A 20665-nucleotide genomic window follows, 5' to 3' on the forward strand; every position below is an offset into this window, starting at 1 on the left:
CATCGCCGACCTGGTCGGCGATGGGGCCCGCGTCGTGTCCGGCTAGCGCGTCGGCTGCGGGGGCTGTGGCCCGGCCGCGCCCACCGGGTGGACCACGTCGTCCAGGGGCAGCGGCAGTCCCTCGCAGATCACCGTGGTCGGCCGGCCGCCGCGCACGAGGTAGTCGTTCACCCGGGCGTCGACGCACGCGTTGCCGCTGTTGTACGCGATGTGATCGCCCGCGTCCCGGACGAAGATCATCGGCTGCCGGGACTCCGCGGCGGCGGCCAACGCGCCGTCGGCCGGCGTCGCCGGATCGAGCTGGTTCTGCACCATGAGCATCCGGGGCAGCTTGGCCGCATTCGGCGCGGCGGCGTGCGCGGTGGCGAACGGGTAGAAGGCACAGGGCTGTTCGGTGGCCAGGGAACCGGCCACCGGGAAACGCGCGCCGAGCCGATCGCCCCGCTCCACCCAGTACGCGGGATCCTGCGACCACCGGGCGTCCCCGCAGCGCAGCGCCCAGTGCGCCCCGCTGTCCGGCTTGCCGACCGGCACCCTCGGCGGCGCCAGCAGGGCCGGCGCGCGACTCGGATCGGCGCGCATCGTGCGCAGTTGCTCGGCCCAACGCGGCCAATCACCCGAGTTGTACAGCACGGTCGCCTGCGCCGCGTCGAACGCCGTACCGCGCTCCTGCTCGGCGACCGCGGCCCGCAACTCCTCGTACGCCGCGTACGCCGCCTCCGGCGTGGCACCGAACCCGTACCGGTCGTCGTGACGGGCCAGCCAGGGCAGGAACTGCACATCGAAGCGGCGCTGGAAGCCACGCGCCCACGCGTCCACGTAGACGTCCTCCGGAGTGGCGAGCCAGTTCATGTTCGAATCCAGGACGAACCGGTCCACGCGGTTGCGAAAGCCGGCCGCGTACCACGCGCCCAGCCAGGTGCCGTAGGAGAAGCCGAGGTAGTTGGTACGCCGCTCGCCGAGCACGGCCCGGATCAGGTCCATGTCCCGCGCGGTCTGATCGCTGGTCGCGTACGGCGCGAACGCCGCGCCCGCGCAGGCCCGTCCGACCAGGCGCGCGTCCTCGAGCTGCCGCGCGGTGTTGCCCGGCGAACGGTCCCGGGTGTCGGCGACCGGGTCGTATCGCGACCAGTCGACGGCACAGTCCACCCTCGTCGAGGGCGCGACGCCGCGCGGCGCGAAGCCGATCAGGTCGTAGGCGTGCTGCAGTTCGGGCTGCGACTTGGCGGTCCGGGTGGCCGACTGCGAGCCGTCGCTGCCGGGACCGCCCGGGTTGACCAGGAGCACGCCGCGCCGGGCCGGGCCGCCGGTACTGGGAACTCGGGTCACCCGTACGGTGATCGTGCCCTTGCTCCGGTCGTACCAGTCGAGCGGCGCCCGCACGTCCGCGCAGTAGGTGACCGGATACTCCCGCCAATCGGGATCATCCGGCCCGGGAGCGGTATACCAGTCACACACCTGCCACTGCGGACGCTGCGCCCCGAGTGCCCCGTACGGATTCACCACCCCGGCAGCGGCATCCACACCGCCCGCGGCCTGCGCGTTGGTCCCCACCAGGGTCCCGGCCACACCGGCCAACAACACCGCACACGAAACCCCGACCCGCGCCCGCCGCCGCACCACGGACCGACGAAACGCCGACCGGGACGGCGATGGCAACGGTGCCGGGGCCGGGGCCGGTGGGTCGATCGGCTGCATGCGGGACTCCAGTCGAACAGGCACGGATGAACCGGGACTCGATCCGAGCAAGCGGGCCGGGCCGGGCCTCGACCCGGACGAACGGGCGGGACAGGGCCGCGGCCCGAAGCAAACGGATGGGACAGGGCCTGGGCCCGAAGCAAACGGGTAGGACCGGGACTCGGCCGGGGCAAGGCGTCCCGACAACGGTATGTTCCCGCTCACCCGCGCCACATCCCCGCCCGCACAGCCGGGCGAAGCATCCCCGCCGCATCCCCGCCACCGATCCCCCACCCAACCGACCGGCGCACGGCCTGTGCACTCCCCACGCGCGGGTGACACGCACCCACCCGAACTCCCGCCGGTCCGGCAAGCGCCGGAGTCGCGCGGGCCGTTGCCCTGTTGAAGCCCGCATCTGCTCCCCGCTGTCGCCCGCAGCCTTCTTGGTTGCCGACCACCCGCAATCGGCGGAGTTCAAGCCGGTGACGCCGAAACGATGAAGGGATATTTCACCCGATATAGTCATGATTGGTGCTGAATCCGCTGATGCCAGCTGCCCGCGTGCATCGACAGCATCGGCGGTTGCATCGCTTCGGGATGTGCCAAGCGGTTACGGTCTGCTCATTTCCAAAAATAACGGATTTCGCCACTCGTACGAGCATGTCCTATTACCATGGAATGCGGCTTCGGGAGGAGGGCTCGCAGCAGTCGAGGGCCGGACGGCATCCATGTGGCAGTCAAGGGGGAACGATGCCCGCAGATCCGCTCGAGGCCGCGTGGAGAATACATGGCGCGCTCGCGGACTGGACCGGAAAGGCGGATGCGAAGGCGTCGTTCGCCCTGACCTTCCAGTCGACAATCCTTGCTGTTCTGGGGGTGCTGGTCGGATCGGATCAGGGATCCCGAGGTTTCGGCTCCGGCACGGCGCGGCCGATCCTGTGCGTGGCCGCCGGTTTCCTGGCCTGTGGCGCCGCCTGCGCCGCCGTTGCGATCTCGCCCAACCTGCGCAAGGAACGGCGCGGCCCGGACGCGGATGGGGACTTCCTGTTTTTCGGTCACATGCGCACCTGGGATCCGGTCGCACTCGAGACCGCGCTGCGAGACAACGATCTCCTGCCGGCATTGTCCAGGCAGTTGATCGTGATGAGTGAGATCGCCTGGTCCAAGCACCGGCGTGTGCAGTGGTCGCTCGCCTTGGCAGTGGCCGGATCGGTGACCCTGGGCCTGACGGCAGCCGTCGGGTAACGGTTGGTCGAAGGAGTCGGGGTGAACTTTCGTGACATCGTCCCGGAATCCGCCTGGCAGGAGCTCATCGCTCGGGGTCGGCGGAGACCTTATCGACGCGGCACCCAGTTATTGCGCCAGGGAGAATCGGCCACGTCGGTCATCGCCCTGACCGAGGGCATCGTCAAAGTGGTGCAGAGTGCGGAAAACGGCGACACCCTCACTCTCATGCTGCGTGGCCCCGGAGAAGTGTTGGGCGAAATGGGGGCACTCCTCGATCGCCGCCGCTCGGCGACGATCCAGGCCGTCTCGGCCTGTGTCGGATATGTTCTCCCCGCTCACGCCTTCCGCGGCTACGTCGACCGACACCGGCTCACAACCGAGGTGTATCGCCTCGCGGTAGATCGCATGCAGGAGAACGAACGCCTGCGTAGCGACCTTGTCAGATTGCCTCCGGCGGCTCGGCTGGCGCGCGTCGTGGCATGTCTCGCCCGGGAGATCGGCCGGCCCGTAAACGATGGCGTACTCGTGGAACTTGGCATGCCACGCGAAGAGTTGGCCGCCATGGCGGCGATGAGTCGATCAACCGCCATGCCCGTGCTGAATCGACTGCGAGTGGCGTCCGTCCTCTCGCTGGGTCGGAGCCACTTGATCGTGCTGGATCCGGTCGGCCTGGAAGCCGCGGCCGCTCCAAGTGCGGAGCCGGGCCGAGACAGTGCATATGAGGCACGTCACAACTAGAACGTCCAATCCTGGACGGTTCCGGTTTCCGCAGTCCAGAAAAGTAGCCGATGAGGCTACTCGAACAATGCGGACAAGGGAGTGACCATGACGCCGTCCTGGGAAGCACTGTGGCCCTATCGAGCGGTCCTGGCCGTCGATGCCCGGAACTTCAGTGCCCACACCAGCAAGGTCATGCAGCAGGTGAACTCGGACATCCAGCAACTCCTGGCCCGCGCGCTGACCACCATCGGTCTGAGCGGCCGCTGGGAACGCCGGATGTTCGGGCAACACACCGGTGACGGCTACGTTGCCGGCCTGGACCCCGAGGTGCTCCCGGGGCTAGTGGGATGCTTTCCGGATGCCTTGCGTGAGGTCCTGTCGACGTGGCGGACCAAGCACCCCGGTCAGCCACCATTGCAGCTCCGGGTGAGCATCCATGTCGGCCCATTGCCCGCCAGTGGACTCGGTGTTCCGATGGTGCATACCCATCGGCTGCTGGACGACCAGGCACTGCGGAGCCTGCTGGCGCGGGCAAACCCCGAGATCACCAATACTGCGGTGATCATTTCCCAGCGAGTGTACGAGGACGTGTTCGACAGCGGCTGTGCGACCGGAGAGACGGTGGATCAGCGATACTCGCGGCGCCTGGTGAAAGTCAAGACCTTCGAACAGCCCGCTTGGCTCCATGTGCCGGGCTTGGATTGGCGGTTGGCCGACCCGGCCATCTTCGAGTCACCCAAAGGCACGTTGCCCATCGAGGGCCTGCCGGCCGCACCACGGCTCGCCGCCACGACGCTCGCCGAGGCTGCCCCAACCAACGTGACTTTCAACAGCAGCGGCGACCACGCCATTCACGGCTACGACCAAACGATTCACAACACGTTCGGAGGGCGACAACAGTGACGAACGGCCATTCCAACCATGGCCTGTCCGACGGTGACGTGCTCCGAGACGCGTATCAGGAGACCGATCCGGTCAGTGCCGATGACCTCATGTGGCCCAGCTCCGGCTGGTACGTGTGGCGGAACGATTCCCGCGCAATAAGCCTTCCCTCGCACCGGGTGCCGGATCAGGCGGAGGTCGACGAGCCGAGCGCGGCGGACGGCCCGCTACCGGAACGGTACGAGAGTCTCGACGATGAGGAACACTGGTTTCAGCCACCGTCCCCGAGTTCGGGACCGCCCGGATCCCCGATCGGTTCGGCAGCGGAGGGGAACGCTCCCGACGACGGGGCACCCGAACCCACCGATAGTAAGATCGTTCGTACCGAGAACGAACTCCCCCACACGGACGCGTCGGACGCTCCTACGCCCGAGCAGCCTAAGAACGCAGTCTTCAACGCGCTAGGATCCGGCCCCACCTACCAGGCGATCACCCAAAGCATCCACAACTATGGGAGGGGTGACTACGTCAGGCCAGTGCCGGTGTCCAGCGCCGATCTCGAAGCCTGCTCCGAGTTCCGCTTCGTCGCGCCTCGCATGCCGGAACAGTTGGACTCGGCCATCGGGTTGTTGGCCGCCCGCGGCGTAGTGGTTCTCAACGCCACTCCCGGAAACGGACGTCGAACGACCGCATTGCGACTGTTGCGTACGGTCCGGACGGCTTCTCACCCCCTCCAGCTTTTCGACCTCGAGCCCGATTGGTCCAAACCTGATGTCGCGGGATTGCCCACCGGAAAGAGCCACGGCTACGTGCTCGATCTATCGGAGTTCGTAGCGGACGAACCGGACGGCCGCTTCGGACGAGACCTGGCCGCCTACGGACGCGAGGCACTCGTCCGGGACAGCTTCCTGGTCATTCTGACCACTCCGCAGGCATGGAAAGGGACTTGGGTCGAACCGACCCTCGACTTCACGGTCAAACTTTCGTCCCCCGACGCCAGAGCACTCATCGTCAAGGAACTGGGCGCGCACTCGGGCTCCGACCGCTTGGACTGGCTCGAGGATCCAGCGTTCAAGCAGATCTGGGAATCGAACCCATCCGCTCGAGAGGCGCGCCGCCTCGCACGCATCATCACAGACGCGAAGGAAGCCAATTTCGCCCGGATCGTCGATGAATTCCGCGGCTGGCAAGACCACATCGAGGAACTCCTCAACCCGGTCCCCGGTGGGCCGGGGCACCCGGACCTGCTGGCCACGCGAGCCATGGTGTGGGCGGGCGCCCTGTTGCACGGCGGGTTGTCCCGTTCGGTCCTCAAAGCCGCAGACAAGTTGCTGGAGAAACTGGCCGTCTCGCGCCGCTCGGGAGACGTCCTTGCGGACGCCACCTCCTCGCGGCGTCTCCAAGCCGCAAGACTCACCGCGCGGGACGGCCGAGCGTTTCACGAGGAGGACAAGCACGACCTGGCGACTGCCGTTGTGCAGAATCTGTGGGAGGAATTCCCGACCCAAACCCGCCTGTTGCGCGAGTGGGTCGTGTCTGTAGTCGCCGACCCGGCGATTCCGGAGGAGGACGCTCGACGAGCCTCCACGATGCTGCTCCAGTTGGCGATCGCGCAGCCCCACGGCGGGATTCTGGAAGAGATCGGAACGGTCCTGGTCGGTCGGCGCCGTCCGCTGGCCGTTGAAACGCTCTCCGCAGCCGCGCTGGACCCGCAGATCGGTCCCATCGTCAGAAATCTCCTCTACGTGTGGGCAAAAGCCGCCTCGACCAACGAGAGGATCACTCTCGTCACGGAGATCTGTGGCGGCAAACTGGGCGTGGAGAAGCCCACGATCGCATTGACCCGACTTCGGTGGGCTGCCGAGCAGGGCGGTTTCGGCTTCCCGGCGGCCATCAGCGCCTTCAGCCGTCTGGCATCGGCCCGCCCTGATGAAGTCCGTGGAGCTGTGGTGGCTTGGCTCGGCGATGAGAAGTTGGCGCATCAGGCGCTGGTCGTCTTCCTTGCTCTCGCCTCCAGTGACGAAGGCGCGATCCTCCTGCTCACTGACGCTTCGACGGAAGGTGGCAGACAGCGCTTCGTCGGAGCCTGGCAGCGGCTCCTGAACCTCGCCGAGGCCAGGGATATCACCTATGACCAAATGAGCAGGTGGAGCGATCTTGTGCAGCGAGGCCTCCTACCGCGAGACCTTTTGATCGATCTGTTCGCCGATGTTTACGAGCCGGACATCCACCAAAACGGCCTGCATCGATTCTTCGCTGACGACCCCGGCTTCTTCGAATCATTCTGGGGGCGGGTCCTCAAAGAAGCGATCGTTCGCCACCGACACCGGGGTGAGTAACCGTGCACTCACTACCACGACTGGTCGGAGACGAACGCGCTGCAGCTGTATCGCCGGGCCAAGCACCATCTGACCGATGTCCGGGCGAGGTTCGTCTCCTCGCTAAGGCTGGGCAGTGAGTTCCTTGCTCGGTTCCTGGAGGCGGGGGGGGAGCGATGGCACGTCTGGAGGATTTTCTTGCCAACCAGATGCTCGCCTGTTCGGACGGCGGCAGCGCAGTGGCAGCGACCCGGCAGTCGGTGGTCGGCCGGGCGAACGGGCCCGGTTCGTGGCGGGTCCGCCTGTCCGGTGGGGCCCGGTGGGCGGGCGGGGTGCGGATCGAGATCGTCGATGCGAACGGCTGTCCGGTGGCGCCCGGTTGGGAGAACGGTGCGCTGACCTCGTTCGGGGTGCCGGCGATCGGCAAGGCCGAGATCATCGGGATCCGAATCACCCGAAACCCGGATGGGTCGGCCTCTCTCGCGAATCGGTTGCCCGAGCCGTCACGAAACACGTGCGTCTTCGGTTCTTCATCAGTGACGACAGTGACGACGAAGACGAGAAGGGCTGTGGCCGATGGAGAATGACGCGATCATGGTGACCGGCGCGACGGGTGTGCTCGGCCGCGAGGTGTTGGACCGCGCGCGCGGCGCCGGGCCGCCGGTGCGCGCCCTCACCCGCAAGACCGTGCTGCCGGACGACTCGGAGGTGGCCTGGTTCACCGGTGACCTGACGATCGGCGCCGGGTTGGACGAGGCATTCGCCGGGGTCCGTACGATCATCCACTGCGCGAGCGACGTCCGGCACGTCAAGAACGACATCCCGGCCTTCGAACACCTACTGGCGGCTGCGCTGCGGGCCGGGGTCGAGCACGTCGTCAACATCTCGATCGTCGGCGTCGACCGGATCCCGTACTCCTACTACCGAATCAAGCTGGAGGGGGAGCGGCTGCTCGCCGCCTCGGGGATCGGCTGGACCAATCTGCGCGCCACCCAGTTTCCCGACCTGCTCGACCGGGCCTTCGGGGTCATGTCCAAGCTGCCGGTGGTCATCGTACCGAGCGGCACCGACTGCCAGCCGGTACACCAGGGCGAAGTGGCGGACCGGCTCCTCGAGTTGGCCCTGGGCGACGCGGCCACGGGGGCGCCCCCGGCCGGGGGCTGGGGAAGAGTGCCGGACCTGGCCGGGCCCACGGTGTACCGGGCCGACCGCCTGGCCAAGGACTGGCTACGGGCGGCGGGCAAGCGCCGTCCCGTCCTCCCCGTCTTCATCCCGGGCAAGCTCGGAGCAGCCATCCGTTCCGGCGCCCTGACCGCCCCCGACCGGGCGGCGGGCAAGCGCACCTGGGAGGAATACCTGGCCGAGAGATTCGCCCGCTGACCTCGACACGACGGCTGCGCGCTACCGAGCGCGGCGCATGGCCGAGGGCAGCCACGAACGGTTGCGGATCCGATCCCTCCGCAACCGTTCGTCACGTCCGAACGACATCGACGGGGCCATCTCGCGTCCCCGGCCACCGACTCGGCGTGTGAAGACCGGCGGAGCGACACCGGGACGGGAGGCACCCGGCTGCTCCGAAATTTCGGATGCCCTCGACCGCCGGGCCGGCTAGGCTCGCGGGATGAGTGATCTTGCTGAATTGGATCGGCGGGCCCTGCACGTTGCCCAAAAGGTCGTCGATCGGGTGACCGTCGACCAGCTCTCGTTGCCCACGCCCTGCTCCGCCTGGGATTTGGGGCAGCTGCTCGCGCACATGACCGGGCAGAACCATGGCTTCGCGGCGGCGGCTCGGGGGGAGCGTACCGACTCGAGTGCGTGGGTCGACCGGCCCGTGGGGGCCGAGCCCGGCAAGGTGTTCGCGGCGTCCGCGGCCGAGATCGTCGCGGCGTTCGCCGATGCCGGTGCGTTGGAGCGGGAGTGGTGGTTGCCGGAGGTGCGCGGCGGCCAGTCGTTCCCGGGGGCGGAGGCGATGGGCTTCCACTTCGTGGACTACGTGGTGCACGCGTGGGATGTCGCGGCCGCCATCGGGGTCACCGTCGAGTTCGACGCCGACCTGCTGACCGCCGTCCTGCCGATCGCCGAAGCCGTCCCCGGCGGTACGGCCCGGACCCGCCCCGGCGCCTCGTTCGCCCCGGCCCTCTCCCTCGACCGACCCGACGAGCCGGCCACCCTCGACCAGGTGCTGCGGGTTCTGGGCCGCTCCCCGAACTGGCCGAAGTAGCCCGGGAGTCCGCTCACCCCGCCACCTCCCGGACCCGCCCGGCGCCCAGCCCCGCGGCCAGTTGCACGGCGCATACCACCAACAGCGCCACCAACGGCACCCGCCACCCACCGCTCGCGTCGTGCAACAGGCCCGCGCCGAACGGGCCGATCGTGGCGAGCAGGAACCCGACGCCCTGGGCCATCGAGGACAACGCGGCGGTCTGGTCGCCGGTGCGCGTCCGCAGCCCGATCAGGCTCAGCGCGATCGCGAAACCGGCTCCCTGGCCGAGCCCGAGGAGGACACCCGCCACCCACACCCCCGCCGGGGCCGGCGCCAGTACGACCCCGGCCAACCCGGCGCCGCTGAGCAGCGCGACCAGCACCGCCGGTCCACGCTGATCGGGCAACCGTCGATACACCGAGGGCAACAACGCCGCACCGGCCACGCCCACCAGGCTGGTCAGCGACAGCAGCAACCCGCTGCCCGTCTCGCCGATCCCACGATCCTGCGCCATCGTCGGCAGCCAGCCGAACACCACATACGCCAACAGCGCCTGGGCCGCGAAGAACACGGTCACCCGCCACGCCGTCGCGTCCCGCCACAGCCGCACCCGCACCGGCGGCGTCCCGCCCGGCTGCCGAGCGTCCGCCCGAACTCCGGGCCACCACGCGGCGATCGCCGCCACCGACAGCGGTATCGCGACCAGTGCGAGCGGGGCCCGCCAACTCGATCCGGTCGCCTCGGCCAGCGGCGCCGCCAGCGCGGACCCGCCCGCGCCGCCGAGGGTCAGGCAGGCGGAGTAGAACGCCGTCACCCCCGCCACCGCCCCCGCGAACCGCCGCCGAATCAGGCCGGGCAGCAGCACGTTGGCCAGGCCGATCGCCGCGCCGACCAGGATCGTGCCGGCGAACAGCGCCCAGGCCGCCGGGATCAGCCGCAACGCCGCGCCGGCGACGAGCAGGACCAGGCTCGCGAGCACGACGCGCGCCTCCCCCCACCGCCGACCGAGCACCGGGCCGACGAAGGCGAACACGCCCAGGCACAACACCGGCAGCGAGGTCAGCACGCCGACGGCCGCCCCGGACAGGCCCAGGTCGGCCCGGATCCGGGCGAGCAGCGGACCGGTCGCGGTCACCGGTGCCCGCAGATCGAGCGCGACCAGACCCAGCGCGAGCAGCGCGCCGAACGCGAGCCCGGGCCGTGCGCCGGAACCCACGACCGCAGACCGCCGAATACCAGGACGAGAACGAGAACGAGAACGCGAAGGCGAAGACGGGCGAGGCCGAAGACGAGGACGAGAAGCGGAAATGGGCATGCGAAGCCCTCCCAAGCCGAAGGGCCCTCCCCAACGAAGGGCCACCCCGAAAGTGATACAGTACGACCTGTATCAATTCAACTCCCGGAAGGACCCGCTCGTGCCCCCCGCCCCCCGAGCCGCCGGTCGCCAAAAGGACCCGCAGATCGACGCCGCCGTCCGGGCCGCGACCCTCGACCTGCTCGCCGAGGTCGGCTACGCCGAGCTGACCATCGGTCAGGTGGCCAAGAACGCCGACGTCTACCGCCCGGCCATCTACCGCCGCTGGCCGTCCAAACAGCACCTGGTCACCGACGCGGTCGCCGACCTGATCGGCACCGAGCCCACCTCCGACACCGGCGATCTGCGTGCCGATCTGCTGGCCGGCATCGGGACCCTGGTGACCGCGTTCGAGAGCACCGTGCTCGGGTCCGTACTGCCCGCCCTGATCGCCGACCTGGCCCGCGATCCGGAGTTGCGCGAGAGCTTCCTCGACCGGGTCTTCCAGGCCCGTCGGCACAGCACCGAGACCGTCCTGCGCCGCGCCGCCGCGCGCGGCGAGATCCGCGAACCGGACGGGGCAGAGCTGGCCTTCGTGCTGGACGCGCTGGCCGCGCCGAGCTACTACCGGGCGCTGTTCCGGCACGCCCCGCTGGACCGGGACCTGGTCACCCGCAGTGTCGATCTGGTCCTGCTCGGCCTACGCACACGCGCGGCGTAACCGAGCCGGCGCCACCCCGCCGGTACGCTCGCCCGGCGGGGACGGGCGGCGCACACAGCGGAGGCAGGCACGATGGCGGAACACACAGAACACACAGAACAAACGGAACAAACAGAGCGCACAAAGCCTGCGGAGCACACGAAGCCCACGGAGCACTCCGAGCAGACCGAGCAGACCGAGCGCACCGAGTATTCCGAGCGCACCGACCAGACCACGCAGCGCGCGCCCGTCGCCGTGGGACTCGTCGGCGCCGGCCCCTGGGCGACCCGGGTCCACGCACCCGTGTTCGCCGCCGGCCCCGAGACCCGGCTGACCGCCGTCTGGGCCCGCCGCCCCGAGGCGGCCCGCGCGCTGGCCGAGCCCTACGGCGCGGTCGCGTGCGTCGAGTACGACGAGCTGCTCGATCGGTGCGAGGCGGTGGTATTCGCGGTCGCCCCCGAGGCACAACCCGCGCTGGCCGAACGTGCCGCGCGGGCGGGCAAGGCCGTACTCCTGGAGAAGCCGATCGCCGCCGACCCGGACACCGCGCGCCGGTTGGCCGAGGTGATCGGCGCGGCGGGGGTCGGCTCGATGGTCGCGCTGAGCGCGCGATACGCGCCGCGCGTACGGGAGTTCCTGGCCCACGCCGAGAACGCCGAGACGCCCTGGCGCGGCGGCCGGCTGAGCTGTGTCAGCGGCGCGTTCCTGGACGGTCCGTTCGCCGCCTCGCCGTGGCGGCAGACGCGCGGGGCGATCCTGGACATCGGCCCGCACGCGTTCGACCTGATGAGCGTCGCGCTCGGCGATGTCGTGGACGTGCGCGCCGATTCCCCCGGCGCCGGGTGGACCGCGCTCCAGCTCGTGCACGCGGGCGGCGCGGTGTCCCAGGTGGTGCTGTGCGGTACCGCGACCGGCGGGCACCGCTACGACGTGGAGCTGTACGGGTCGACCGGGGCGCTCGCGCTGGACCTGACCGAGGCGATCGACGCCGCCGCATTCGCCGTGCTGCGCGCGGAGTTCGCGGCGCTGGTCCGGGACGGGGGCGAGCATGTCTGCGATGTCCGCCGCGGGCTCTACCTCCAGGAGGTGATCGCCCGCGCCGAACGCCAACTCGCCGCGGCACGCTGAGACTTCGCGTGCCGCGACGCTCGTGGGGCAACTCCGGGACGGCGGGTCAGGCCGTCGGCTTCCGGGCGATGCCGCCCGCCATCAGCTTCTGACCGACCGTCAGCGGCTCCTCGACCGGCTCCTCCGGACGCCACTGCGGCAGGAACACCACACCGGGCTCGACCGATTCGAAGCCGTCGAAGTAGGCGCCGATCTCCTCCAGGGTGCGGAAGCGTCCCGAACCCAGGTCGGTGAGCAGCGCCTTCTCCAGCGCGACCGCGTCCGGGCTGGACGCGCAGAAGTGCGTGAGGAAGAGGTAACTCCCGGGCGGCAGCGCCTTCTTGTACTCCTCGACGATGTCCCCCGGCCCCTCGTCGTCGTTGAGGTGGTGCACGACGCCGACCAGCATCAGGCCGATCGGCTCGTCGAAGTCGATCAGCGCGCGCACGTCCGGGTGGTCCAGGATCTCCGCCGGGTTGCGCAGGTCGGCGGTGACCACGGTGGTCCGGTCGTTCTCGGCGAGCAGGGCCCGGCCGTGCGCGAGCACGATCGGGTCCTTGTCCACATAGACCACCCGGGCCTCGGGCGAGTGGGCCTGGGCCACCTGGTGGGTGTTCTGCACGGTCGGCAGGCCGGACCCGAGGTCGAGGAACTGGCGGATGCCCTGTTCGGCCATGAACCGCACCCCGCGCCCGAGGATCTCCCGGTTGTACCGGCCGACGTCGCCGATCTCCGGGACGATCGCCAACGACGCCTGGGCTATCGCGCGGTCGACCGGGTAGTTGTCCTTGCCGCCGAGCACCGCGTCGTAGACGCGCGCGATGCTGGGCGTGGAGATGTCGATGCCGACCGGGCGCCAGCCGTCGTCCGGCTCGCCCGTACCGTTCGCCGCGTGGTCGTCGGCCGTGCGCGAGTCGTCAGTCATGAAGGCTCCAACCGTAGGATATGGAATCGTCGGTTCCCGTTGGTGGTAAGCCTATTGGTGATCTTCTCCGGTTATTGCCACCGCCAAGCACCAACTGTGACGTTTTCCCGGAAACCGGCCGTCCGACTCCGCCCAACTCCCGCCCAACTCCCGCGCAACTCCCGGACGACACCCGCGCAACTCCCGGACGACACCCGGCGGACGCCCGCCCGACGCCGGCCCGTCCCACGAACTCCCCTACGACGGGCGGCAGTCGGCGAGCGGGACGACCACCCCGCCGCCGACCACCCACCGCCCACCGCCCGGTCGGCGCGCCCGTCAGCGCGCCTGCTCCCCGCCGCCCTCGCCCTTCCCGTAACGGCGCTCGAACTTGGCGATCTCCCCCTCGGGGTCCACCGGCCGGGCGTTGCCCGTGTAGAAGGGATGGCTCTCCGAGGAGATCTCCACGTCGATCACCGGATAGGTGTTGCCGTCGTCCCACTCGATGGTCTGTTCGCTGACCGCGGTGGACTTGGTCAGGAAGGCGTATCCGGCGGACCGGTCCCGGAAGACCACCGGGCCGTACGGCGGGTGCTTGTCCTGCTTCATGGCTGCTCCTCGGTTGCGGGCTGCGTTCCGACGTGCGCACGCGCCAACGCACGACGCACGCGAGTTCTTCCGACGACGCGCCGGACCATGCGGCGGGCGACTCGCGGGGCGACTCGCCAACAGCCTCGCCAACATCGCCGCCACCCGCGAGAGCACACGTCCGTACGGCGCAACGCCGCCGGCCCGCCACGATTGCGCCCCGCGTTCGGCCGGTCACGGCCCGCCGCCCGCCGCACCCGGCGAATAATCGGGCCATGGACCACATCACACATTTCCGCCGCGAGGCCCGGGCCTTCGAGACCGCCGCGCGGCGCGCCCTGGCAGCCGCCGAGGCTCCCGCCGTACCGTCCTGTCCGGAGTGGACCGTCACCGACCTGGTCGGCCACCTCGGCATCGTGCACCGCCAGGTGACCGGGGTGATCGAGGCCCGGCAGAGCACACCACCCGAACCGGGCGACCCGACCTTCTACCGACTGCCCGCCGACCGCACGGGTTGGCCGGAGCCCGGCCGCACGCCCACCCGGGGCCCGCTGCCGGTCGGCCTGGTCGACTGGTTCGCCGCCGGCGCCGAGGCGTTGGCGACGTGCTTCGAGCAGACCCCGGCCGACCGGGTGGTCTGGACCTGGTCCGCGGAGCAGAGCGTCGGCTTCTGGCAGCGCATGCAGGCCATCGAGACGGCGGTACACCGTTGGGACGCCGAACACGCCCTGGGCCAAGCCGGGCCGATGGCCGTCGAGTTGGCCCTCGATGCGATCGACCGGAACTTCGAGGTACTGGTACCGGCGCGGCGGGCCCGGCGGCAGGCACCGCCCGGCTCGGGCGAGCGGCTGCGCTTTCGGCGGACCGACGGCGAGGGGGCGTGGGTGGTGTGCTTCGCCGGTGACCGGTTCCTGATCGAGGACCCGCAGTCGCCCGGGCAGGTGGAGATCGCCGGTACGGCGTCGGACCTGGTGTTGTTCCTGTGGCAGCGGATCCCGGCGGACCGCCTGGCCGTCACCGGCGACCGGGCCGTACTGGACCGCTACTTCACTTTGGCGCCTGCGGTATAGGCTCCGCCGGCGGCGCGGTTCCGGCCGCGCAGTGCAACACCACGATGCCCAGTTCCGCGCCCGCCTGGGCGCAACCCGCGCCGCGCAGCCGGTCCAGATACACGTTCTGCTCCGCCAACGACACCGGGAACCCGCCCGCCCAGGTGTCCGCCACCACCCACTGCGGGCGGATCCGCGGGTCCGGGAGCAGCGACACCACCGTGCGTGAGGTGAGTTGCGGCACCAGGTGGTTCGAGGCGGACACGTGCGCCCCGTCCGGCACCAGGTCGACCATGTGCCGAGTCGCCACGTAGCGCGCGTCGGTGCGCCAGAACCAGCCGTGCAGCATGTCCCGGAACGGGAAGTCGTCGACCAGGACGAGCGCCACGAGCAGGCAGCCCGCCGGCAACACTCGGGCGTACGCGCGCATCGGCCACGGGCGCGCCGCGCGCAGCCCCGGCCACGCGTCCGCCGCGGCGAGGAAGAGCACCGGCATCAGCGTCGCGCTGTAGTGGAACGAGGTCCCCCAGTGCAGCGGCACATCGGACAGGAACCGCCAACCCAGCGTCGGCAGCCCCACCAGCGCCACCGACGAACGCAGCGCCGCGAAGCCGACCACGAGCAACAAGAGCCATACCGTGCGCAGTTGTTCGTGCAGCCGGATGTCCGGGCCGGGGCTGTCCGACCTGCTGCCGTCCAGCGAATCCCAGTACGCGTAGCCGCCGTTCGGGTTGGCGGCGGGCAGTACGACACCCACCACGAGCGCCGCGACGACCAGGCCGAAGACCGCCAGTACCAGCCCGGCACGCACCGCCGAGCGGTCGGGTACGGGAGCGCGGTGGGCGCGCCAGGCGATCAGCAGGCCGAGTACGGCGACTGTGACGCCGAGGTCCTCCTTGACCAGGACCAGCGGTACGGACCAGGCCACCGCCGCGCGATATCGGCCCTCGATCAGCGCGGCGAGCGCGAAGGCGAGCAGTGGTACGGCGAACGCGACCTCGTGGAAGTCGAAGCGGAGCAGGCTCTGCAGCCCCCAGGACAACGCGTAGGCCACGCCGAGCGCCAGGCCGCCGGCCGGCCCGCAGCGCCGGATCGCCACCCTGGTCACCGGCAGCACCGACAGGCCGACCAGTACGGCCTGGGCGATCAGCAGTGTCTCGGCGCCCGGGAAGATCCGGTAGATCGGGCCGAGCAGGGCCAGGATCGGGTGGAAGTGGTCGCCGAACGCGTTGTATCCGAGGCCCTTGAGGTCGGCCACGGGAGCACGTCCATGTGCGTACGAGCGCACGACCTGTTCGAAGATGCCCAGGTCGTAGCCGGTGGTCTCGAGTCGATGTTGCCGCCGCACGCCGTGCGCGACGTAGAGCGCGCCGGCGCACACCGCGAGCAGCCAGGACAACCCGCGCACCACGAGCGCCGGCGGCGCGTCATCGGCCCGTCCGGCCCGTCCGGCCCGTCCGGCCCGTGCGATCCGCTCCCGCACGCCCTCGGCCCGCCGCCGCAGTCCGTCTCGAACCCCCGAGGTGGCCGGGGAGGGGAGGCTGGTGGTGGATCCATGCTCACTCACTCTGCGCAGGCTATCGGCCGGTATGCGCCGCCGCCGGAGCAACGCGGCGGGCGGGGCGGGCTTGGCGGGCGCGGCAGGCGCAGCGAGCGCCACAGGCCCGTCCCCGCGCCTCGGGGTCAGCTCGTGCCGCCGCGCTTGGGGATGTCGCCGACCCTGGGGAAGGGTCGCGGGTAGTGGACGCCGAGGTGGAAGCGGTCGGCGAGGACGTCGGCGAAGGCCGCCGCGATGCGGTATTCGCCGGCCGGGTTCGGGTGCAGGCCGTCGCCGGTGTGCGTGGCGGCGTCGAACTCGGCGTCAGTGGGGGCGACCACGATCGGAGAGTCCTCGGTGCCCAGTTCGGCCGCGATCGTGTCGATGCGCGCGTTGTACCCGGCCGCCCGGGCGGCGAACTCCGGGTCGGGGCCCGCATGATGCGTGGGCAACACGTGGCCGAGCACGATCCGCAGGCGCGGGTCGGCGCGCCGGGCGTCGGCGATGAAGGCGCGCAGGTTGCGCTCGAAGCGGGCCGGGTCGATCGGCGGCCGGCGCAGTTCGTCGACGCCGAGCAGCACCAGCAGGTAGTCGGGGTGGTACTCGGCGACCTCGGCCTCGATGTGGTCGAGCGGGTCCTTGGAACCGACCAGGTCGAGCCGTACATTGTGGGCGCGCAGGTGGCGCCACAGTCGATAGCGCCAGGTTCGGTCGCCACTGCCGACGTGCCCGATCGCGTCGCCGGCGATCATCACCGGGATCTCGTGCCGCGCGCCGGTCATCGTTCCTCCCGAGTCGAGCCGGCGGCCAGGTCCCGGCTCCGGTCCTCCCCACACGGTAGGTTGGCCGCCCACGCCCCGCCCGCCCGACTACCGCGAACGGGTGGCGCACGGCCGGATGCGGCACTATGTCGTCGCCGCGCGCAACTCGGCCGGCAGTGGGTGCTCGTGCACGATGTCCAAGCGGGACACCGCCCGGGTCAGCACCACGTAGAGCCGGCCGATCCCGCGTGGCTCGGCGGCCACGATCGCGGCCGGTTCGACCGCGACCACGTGGTCGTACTCCAGTCCCTTGGCCAGCGTCGCGGGCAACACCGTCACCCGCGCCGTGCCGCCCGGAGCCGGCGCCTCGGGTGTGTCGGTGGCGATGCCGGCCTCGGTCAGCGCGGCGCGCAACGCCTCGGTCTGCGCGTCGGGCGCGATCACCCCGATCGAGCCCTCGCGGGCCAGTGCGGCGCGCACCGCCGCGACCGTCGCGGCGACCGGGTCGGCGCTCTGACGGATGGTCAACTCGCCGTCGTCGCGCAGTGATCGGGCCGCGGGTACGTCCACGTCCAGGGCGGCGAGCAGCCGGTTGGCGAGCGCCACCAGGACCGCCGGGACGCGGAAGCCGACGGTGAGCGGGGCCACCGCGGCATCGGGGCGGCCCAGGTGGGCGAGTTGTTCGGGCCAGGTCCGGGCGGACCACGGGGTGGTGCCCTGGGCCAGGTCGCCGAGCACGGTCACCGAGCCGAGGCCGATCCGCCGACCCAGCGCCCGGCACTGCATCGGGGACAGGTCCTGCGCCTCGTCCACCACGACGTGGCCGTAGGTGGGCGGGCGTTCGAGCAGGCCGGCGAGTTCGTCGAGCAGGACCAGGTCGGCGGCCGACCAGCGGGCGCTCTTCCATGAGCGCGGCGGCTTGGCCCAGGTGATGGTGCGCTGTTCGGCGGCGGTGAGGAGGCCGGCTGCCGCCGCGGCCAGCAGGTCCGGCTCGGTGAGCAGTTCGGCGAGCACCTGCTCGGGGTGGACCCTGGGCCAGCACCGGTCGACGAATTCGCCGATCGGCCGGGATCGGCCCATCCGGCGCAGCCAATCCCCGGTCGGTGGGCCGGAGTTGCGCTCGGCCTGGCGTTGCAGCACGGTCACCGCGCGGGCCCGGACCCGCTCTCGGCCGATGTCGTACGGGGTGTCCTCGGCGCGCACCAGTTCGACGATCCGGGCCAGTTGCTCCAGCGGGATGCGCCGCCGGTAGGCGCCGTCGGGGACGACGACCGATTGCGTCGGCGCGGTGACCCGGGCGTAGAGGGCGCGGCGCACGACGGCGGCCATCCGCGCGTCGTGCTTGACCGCCTCGGCGGCCGGTTCGTCCCGGGCGCGGATCGGTTGTCGACCGACCTCGTCCTCGATGGTGGCCTGGCGTACGCCGGTCTCGCCGAGGGAGGGCAGTACCTCGGCGATGTAGTGCAGGAAGGCCCGGTTGGGGCCGATCACGAGCAGGCCGCCGCGGCGGATGCGCTGCGGATGGGCGTAGAGGAGGAAGGCGGCGCGGTGCAGGCCGACGGCGGTCTTGCCGGTGCCGGGCGCGCCCTGCACGCACAACGAGGCGGCCGGGTCGCGGCGGACCAGGTCGTCCTGTTCGGGCTGGATGGTGGCCACGATGTCGCGCATCGGACCGACCCGGGGGCGGCCGAGTTCGCCGGCCAGGATCGCGCCGAGGCCCGCCGCGCCGCCCGGGACGCCCAGGTGCTCGTCCTCCAGGCTGGTCAGGTCCTCGGCGGCGCCCGCGCTCCACGGCGCCCAGCCGAATCGGCGGCGTACCGCGACCCCGTGCGGGTCGCGGGCACTGGCGCGGTAGAAGGCCCGGGAGATCGGCGCGCGCCAGTCCACCACCAGCGGTGGGGCGGCCAGGTCGGTGGTGATCCGCCGCCGGCCGATGTGGTAGTGCCGCCCCCGGTGCTCCCCCGCGGCGTCCGTGTCGGCGAAGTCCAGTCGGCCGAAGAACAGTGGGCTGTCCGGGAGTTCGCCCATCTCCTTCGCCCGGCTGCGCAGTGCGTAGCCGAGCGCCTCGGCATCGGCGCCGGACGCGGACACGTCGACGCCGGTGACCACGTGTTCGGCGGCCCGCTCGACCATCGCGGCCAGTGCCGTACGGCAGGTCTCGTGGTAGGCACGCTCGCGGCGGAGTTCCGCATCGAGTGACGTCATGCCGACCAGGGTAATGCAACTCGGTCAAAGATGTTACTCGGTTAAAGATCTAACTCGGTTGCATGATCGCTGGCCCGCGGATGCCGCGCCTACCGGGCATAGCGGGTCAGGCCCCCCGCCAATCCCGCGAAGGCCCGCTCCGCCGCCGCGACGGCCTGCGGATACAGGGCCGCGGCCCGCTCCCCCGCCGCGATCCGCCGCCAGGTCTCCCGGGCCAGAATCCGCTGCACCGCGACGATCTGCCCGGCCGCCAGGCGCGCCTCGACCGGATCCGGGCCGCCCAGCGCCTCGGCCAGCGCCGCCTCGGCCGCCTCGGTGTAGGCGGCCAGGCGGGCGACCAGGCCCGGCGTGCCGAAGACCAGCCGGTGGAAGGCCACCACGCGCGGATCGTCGTTGAGCCCGGTGACCGGGTCGCGCCGATCCAGGCCGGCCACGAAGTGCCGGCGCAGCGCGGTCAGTGCGGCGACGTCCCCGGCGCGGGCGCGCACCACCCGGGCGGCCTCGTCCTGATGGTCGGCGAACCGGTGCACCACGAGGTCTTCCTTGGTCGGGAAGTAGCGGAACAACGTCGGCTTGGACACGGCGGCGGCCTCGGCGACCTCCGCGACCGACACGGCGTCGAAGCCCTTCGCCAGGAAGAGCGCGATCGCGGTATCCGAGATCGTCTCCAACGTCCGCAGCCGCTTCCGCTCCCGCAGCCCCATCTCACCGGTCATGCCCGGCACGATACGCGCCCCCCGCGCACCGTCCCGGACCACCGACCGGGCCGCGCTTCGGGGCCCGGCCACCGGTCGTGGCGCGCTACGCCGCGTCCGCGACGCCGATGCGCCTGGCCTGGAGGTCGGCGAGGACCAGGTCCGGCACCGAGCGGGAGCCGCACGTGTCGATGTCGACCACGATCACCTCGCGCGGGTCCGCCTCCAGGGCCAGTGCGACATGCGCCTCGGCGATGCGCTCCAGCGCGCCCCGGCGGGTGAGCCAGCCGCGGTCGTCGGCGGAGAGCACGTGCTGTGCGGAGAGCCGGTCGCGCAGTGTGCGGGCCGAGGCGGTCAGGTGGACGGTGACCGTCGGCTCCTCAAGGACCGCCCGATACTCGGCGACCTGGGCGCTGAGCCGGGCCCCGTCGGCCCGGTAGATCACCGCGCCGTCGGCGGCGACGCCCGCCGCCCACGTGTGCACGACCACCGGCCCGGCCGGCCGGCGGCGTTTGACCAGCGCGTCGGCCCGGAGCAGGCCGGCCAGCCCCAGGCCGTGCCCGGCGCGGTCGTCGACGCGGATCGATGCGGCCCGGCCGGCGATCGGCGTGCAGCCGAGCGCGGTACCGAGCGCGTCCGCGAGCGCGGCGCCGCCGGCTCCGGGCGGCCCCTCGATCGCGATGAACGTGTGGTGGTCGGTGCGCCCGGCGGGAGCGGGCCCTGCGAGCGTGGTCGGGGTCATCGCGGTGTCCTGGTTCGCTGGGATGGCCGTCGGTCGCGGACGGACCCGCCCGAGCG

At 71.1% G+C, this 20665-nt stretch carries 19 protein-coding genes; 10 read left to right on the forward strand and 9 right to left on the reverse strand.

The features are described 5' to 3' along the window. Nucleotides 1-42: 42 nt before the first annotated feature. Entirely contained in the window at nucleotides 43-1623 is a 1581-nt protein-coding gene (locus ABIA38_RS24300) for an alpha/beta fold hydrolase (RefSeq protein WP_424640912.1), read from the reverse strand. A gap of 804 nt (nucleotides 1624-2427) precedes the next feature. Between ABIA38_RS24300 and ABIA38_RS24305 the strand changes: the two genes are divergently transcribed. The 7 genes from ABIA38_RS24305 to ABIA38_RS24335 all read left to right on the forward strand — a co-directional run bounded on the left by ABIA38_RS24305 (nucleotide 2428) and on the right by ABIA38_RS24335 (nucleotide 9045). Beyond that, nucleotides 2428-2922 (forward strand): Pycsar system effector family protein, encoded by a 495-nt coding sequence (locus ABIA38_RS24305; protein ID WP_424640913.1) that lies wholly within the window; start codon nucleotides 2428-2430, stop codon nucleotides 2920-2922. Between the two features lie 21 nt (nucleotides 2923-2943). Then, nucleotides 2944-3642 carry a Crp/Fnr family transcriptional regulator gene (locus ABIA38_RS24310; RefSeq protein WP_424640914.1) on the forward strand — a complete coding sequence of 233 codons (699 nt, stop codon included), beginning with the start codon at nucleotides 2944-2946 and terminating at the stop codon, nucleotides 3640-3642. A gap of 87 nt (nucleotides 3643-3729) precedes the next feature. Beyond that, on the forward strand, nucleotides 3730-4527 hold the full coding sequence (locus ABIA38_RS24315) for a hypothetical protein (RefSeq protein WP_424640915.1): 798 nt from the start codon (nucleotides 3730-3732) through the stop codon (nucleotides 4525-4527). After that, complete coding sequence (locus ABIA38_RS24320; RefSeq protein WP_424640916.1) at nucleotides 4524-6845, forward strand: hypothetical protein; 2322 nt, start codon at nucleotides 4524-4526, stop codon at nucleotides 6843-6845. Before ABIA38_RS24315 ends, ABIA38_RS24320 begins: the two co-directional genes overlap by 4 nt. A gap of 155 nt (nucleotides 6846-7000) precedes the next feature. Further along, complete coding sequence (locus tag ABIA38_RS24325) at nucleotides 7001-7411, forward strand: hypothetical protein (RefSeq protein WP_424640917.1); 411 nt, start codon at nucleotides 7001-7003, stop codon at nucleotides 7409-7411. Further along, nucleotides 7401-8204: an SDR family oxidoreductase gene (locus tag ABIA38_RS24330; RefSeq protein WP_424640918.1), complete on the forward strand. Its 804-nt coding sequence runs from the start codon at nucleotides 7401-7403 to the stop codon at nucleotides 8202-8204. Before ABIA38_RS24325 ends, ABIA38_RS24330 begins: the two co-directional genes overlap by 11 nt. 241 nt (nucleotides 8205-8445) lie before the next feature. Further along, the gene (locus ABIA38_RS24335; RefSeq protein WP_424640919.1) at nucleotides 8446-9045 is read left to right on the forward strand and encodes a TIGR03086 family metal-binding protein; all 600 of its coding nucleotides are present in this window, start codon (nucleotides 8446-8448) and stop codon (nucleotides 9043-9045) included. Between the two features lie 13 nt (nucleotides 9046-9058). Here the strand turns inward: ABIA38_RS24335 and ABIA38_RS24340 are convergent, their stop codons facing one another. Continuing rightward, nucleotides 9059-10243: an MFS transporter gene (locus tag ABIA38_RS24340; RefSeq protein ID WP_424640920.1), complete on the reverse strand. Its 1185-nt coding sequence runs from the start codon at nucleotides 10241-10243 to the stop codon at nucleotides 9059-9061. A gap of 199 nt (nucleotides 10244-10442) precedes the next feature. On the opposite strand from ABIA38_RS24340, the gene ABIA38_RS24345 reads away from it, so the two are divergent. Beyond that, nucleotides 10443-11042 (forward strand): TetR/AcrR family transcriptional regulator, encoded by a 600-nt coding sequence (locus tag ABIA38_RS24345; protein ID WP_424640921.1) that lies wholly within the window; start codon nucleotides 10443-10445, stop codon nucleotides 11040-11042. Between the two features lie 72 nt (nucleotides 11043-11114). After that, complete coding sequence (locus ABIA38_RS24350; RefSeq protein WP_424640922.1) at nucleotides 11115-12149, forward strand: Gfo/Idh/MocA family protein; 1035 nt, start codon at nucleotides 11115-11117, stop codon at nucleotides 12147-12149. Nucleotides 12150-12195: 46 nt separating this feature from the next. Here ABIA38_RS24350 and ABIA38_RS24355 read toward each other — a convergent pair whose 3' ends face one another. Both ABIA38_RS24355 and ABIA38_RS24360 read right to left on the reverse strand, forming a co-directional pair. Next, a complete protein-coding gene (locus ABIA38_RS24355; protein WP_424640923.1) occupies nucleotides 12196-13053 on the reverse strand; it encodes an SAM-dependent methyltransferase in 858 nt (285 codons plus the stop codon). A gap of 318 nt (nucleotides 13054-13371) precedes the next feature. After that, on the reverse strand, nucleotides 13372-13641 hold the full coding sequence (locus ABIA38_RS24360; protein ID WP_424640924.1) for a type B 50S ribosomal protein L31: 270 nt from the start codon (nucleotides 13639-13641) through the stop codon (nucleotides 13372-13374). Between the two features lie 254 nt (nucleotides 13642-13895). Between ABIA38_RS24360 and ABIA38_RS24365 the strand changes: the two genes are divergently transcribed. Beyond that, nucleotides 13896-14690 carry a maleylpyruvate isomerase family mycothiol-dependent enzyme gene (locus ABIA38_RS24365; RefSeq protein WP_424640925.1) on the forward strand — a complete coding sequence of 265 codons (795 nt, stop codon included), beginning with the start codon at nucleotides 13896-13898 and terminating at the stop codon, nucleotides 14688-14690. On the opposite strand, the gene ABIA38_RS24370 is transcribed toward ABIA38_RS24365, so the two are convergent. From ABIA38_RS24370 to ABIA38_RS24390, 5 genes are all read right to left on the reverse strand, one after another. After that, nucleotides 14668-16236, reverse strand: coding sequence for a DUF2079 domain-containing protein (locus tag ABIA38_RS24370; protein WP_424640926.1), 1569 nt, complete (start codon nucleotides 16234-16236; stop codon nucleotides 14668-14670). The two genes, ABIA38_RS24365 and ABIA38_RS24370, sit on opposite strands and share 23 nt — an antisense overlap. Before the next feature lie 116 nt (nucleotides 16237-16352). Beyond that, nucleotides 16353-16988 carry an SGNH/GDSL hydrolase family protein gene (locus ABIA38_RS24375; protein ID WP_424640927.1) on the reverse strand — a complete coding sequence of 212 codons (636 nt, stop codon included), beginning with the start codon at nucleotides 16986-16988 and terminating at the stop codon, nucleotides 16353-16355. A gap of 123 nt (nucleotides 16989-17111) precedes the next feature. Next, nucleotides 17112-19172 carry a HelD family protein gene (locus ABIA38_RS24380; protein ID WP_424640928.1) on the reverse strand — a complete coding sequence of 687 codons (2061 nt, stop codon included), beginning with the start codon at nucleotides 19170-19172 and terminating at the stop codon, nucleotides 17112-17114. Between the two features lie 89 nt (nucleotides 19173-19261). After that, entirely contained in the window at nucleotides 19262-19888 is a 627-nt protein-coding gene (locus tag ABIA38_RS24385; RefSeq protein ID WP_424640929.1) for a TetR family transcriptional regulator, read from the reverse strand. Between the two features lie 85 nt (nucleotides 19889-19973). After that, the gene (locus tag ABIA38_RS24390) at nucleotides 19974-20609 is read right to left on the reverse strand and encodes a hypothetical protein (protein WP_424640930.1); all 636 of its coding nucleotides are present in this window, start codon (nucleotides 20607-20609) and stop codon (nucleotides 19974-19976) included. Between the last annotated feature and the right edge of the window lie 56 nt (nucleotides 20610-20665).

Source organism: Embleya sp. AB8 (assembly GCF_049739465.1).
Taxonomy (GTDB): domain Bacteria; phylum Actinomycetota; class Actinomycetes; order Streptomycetales; family Streptomycetaceae; genus Embleya.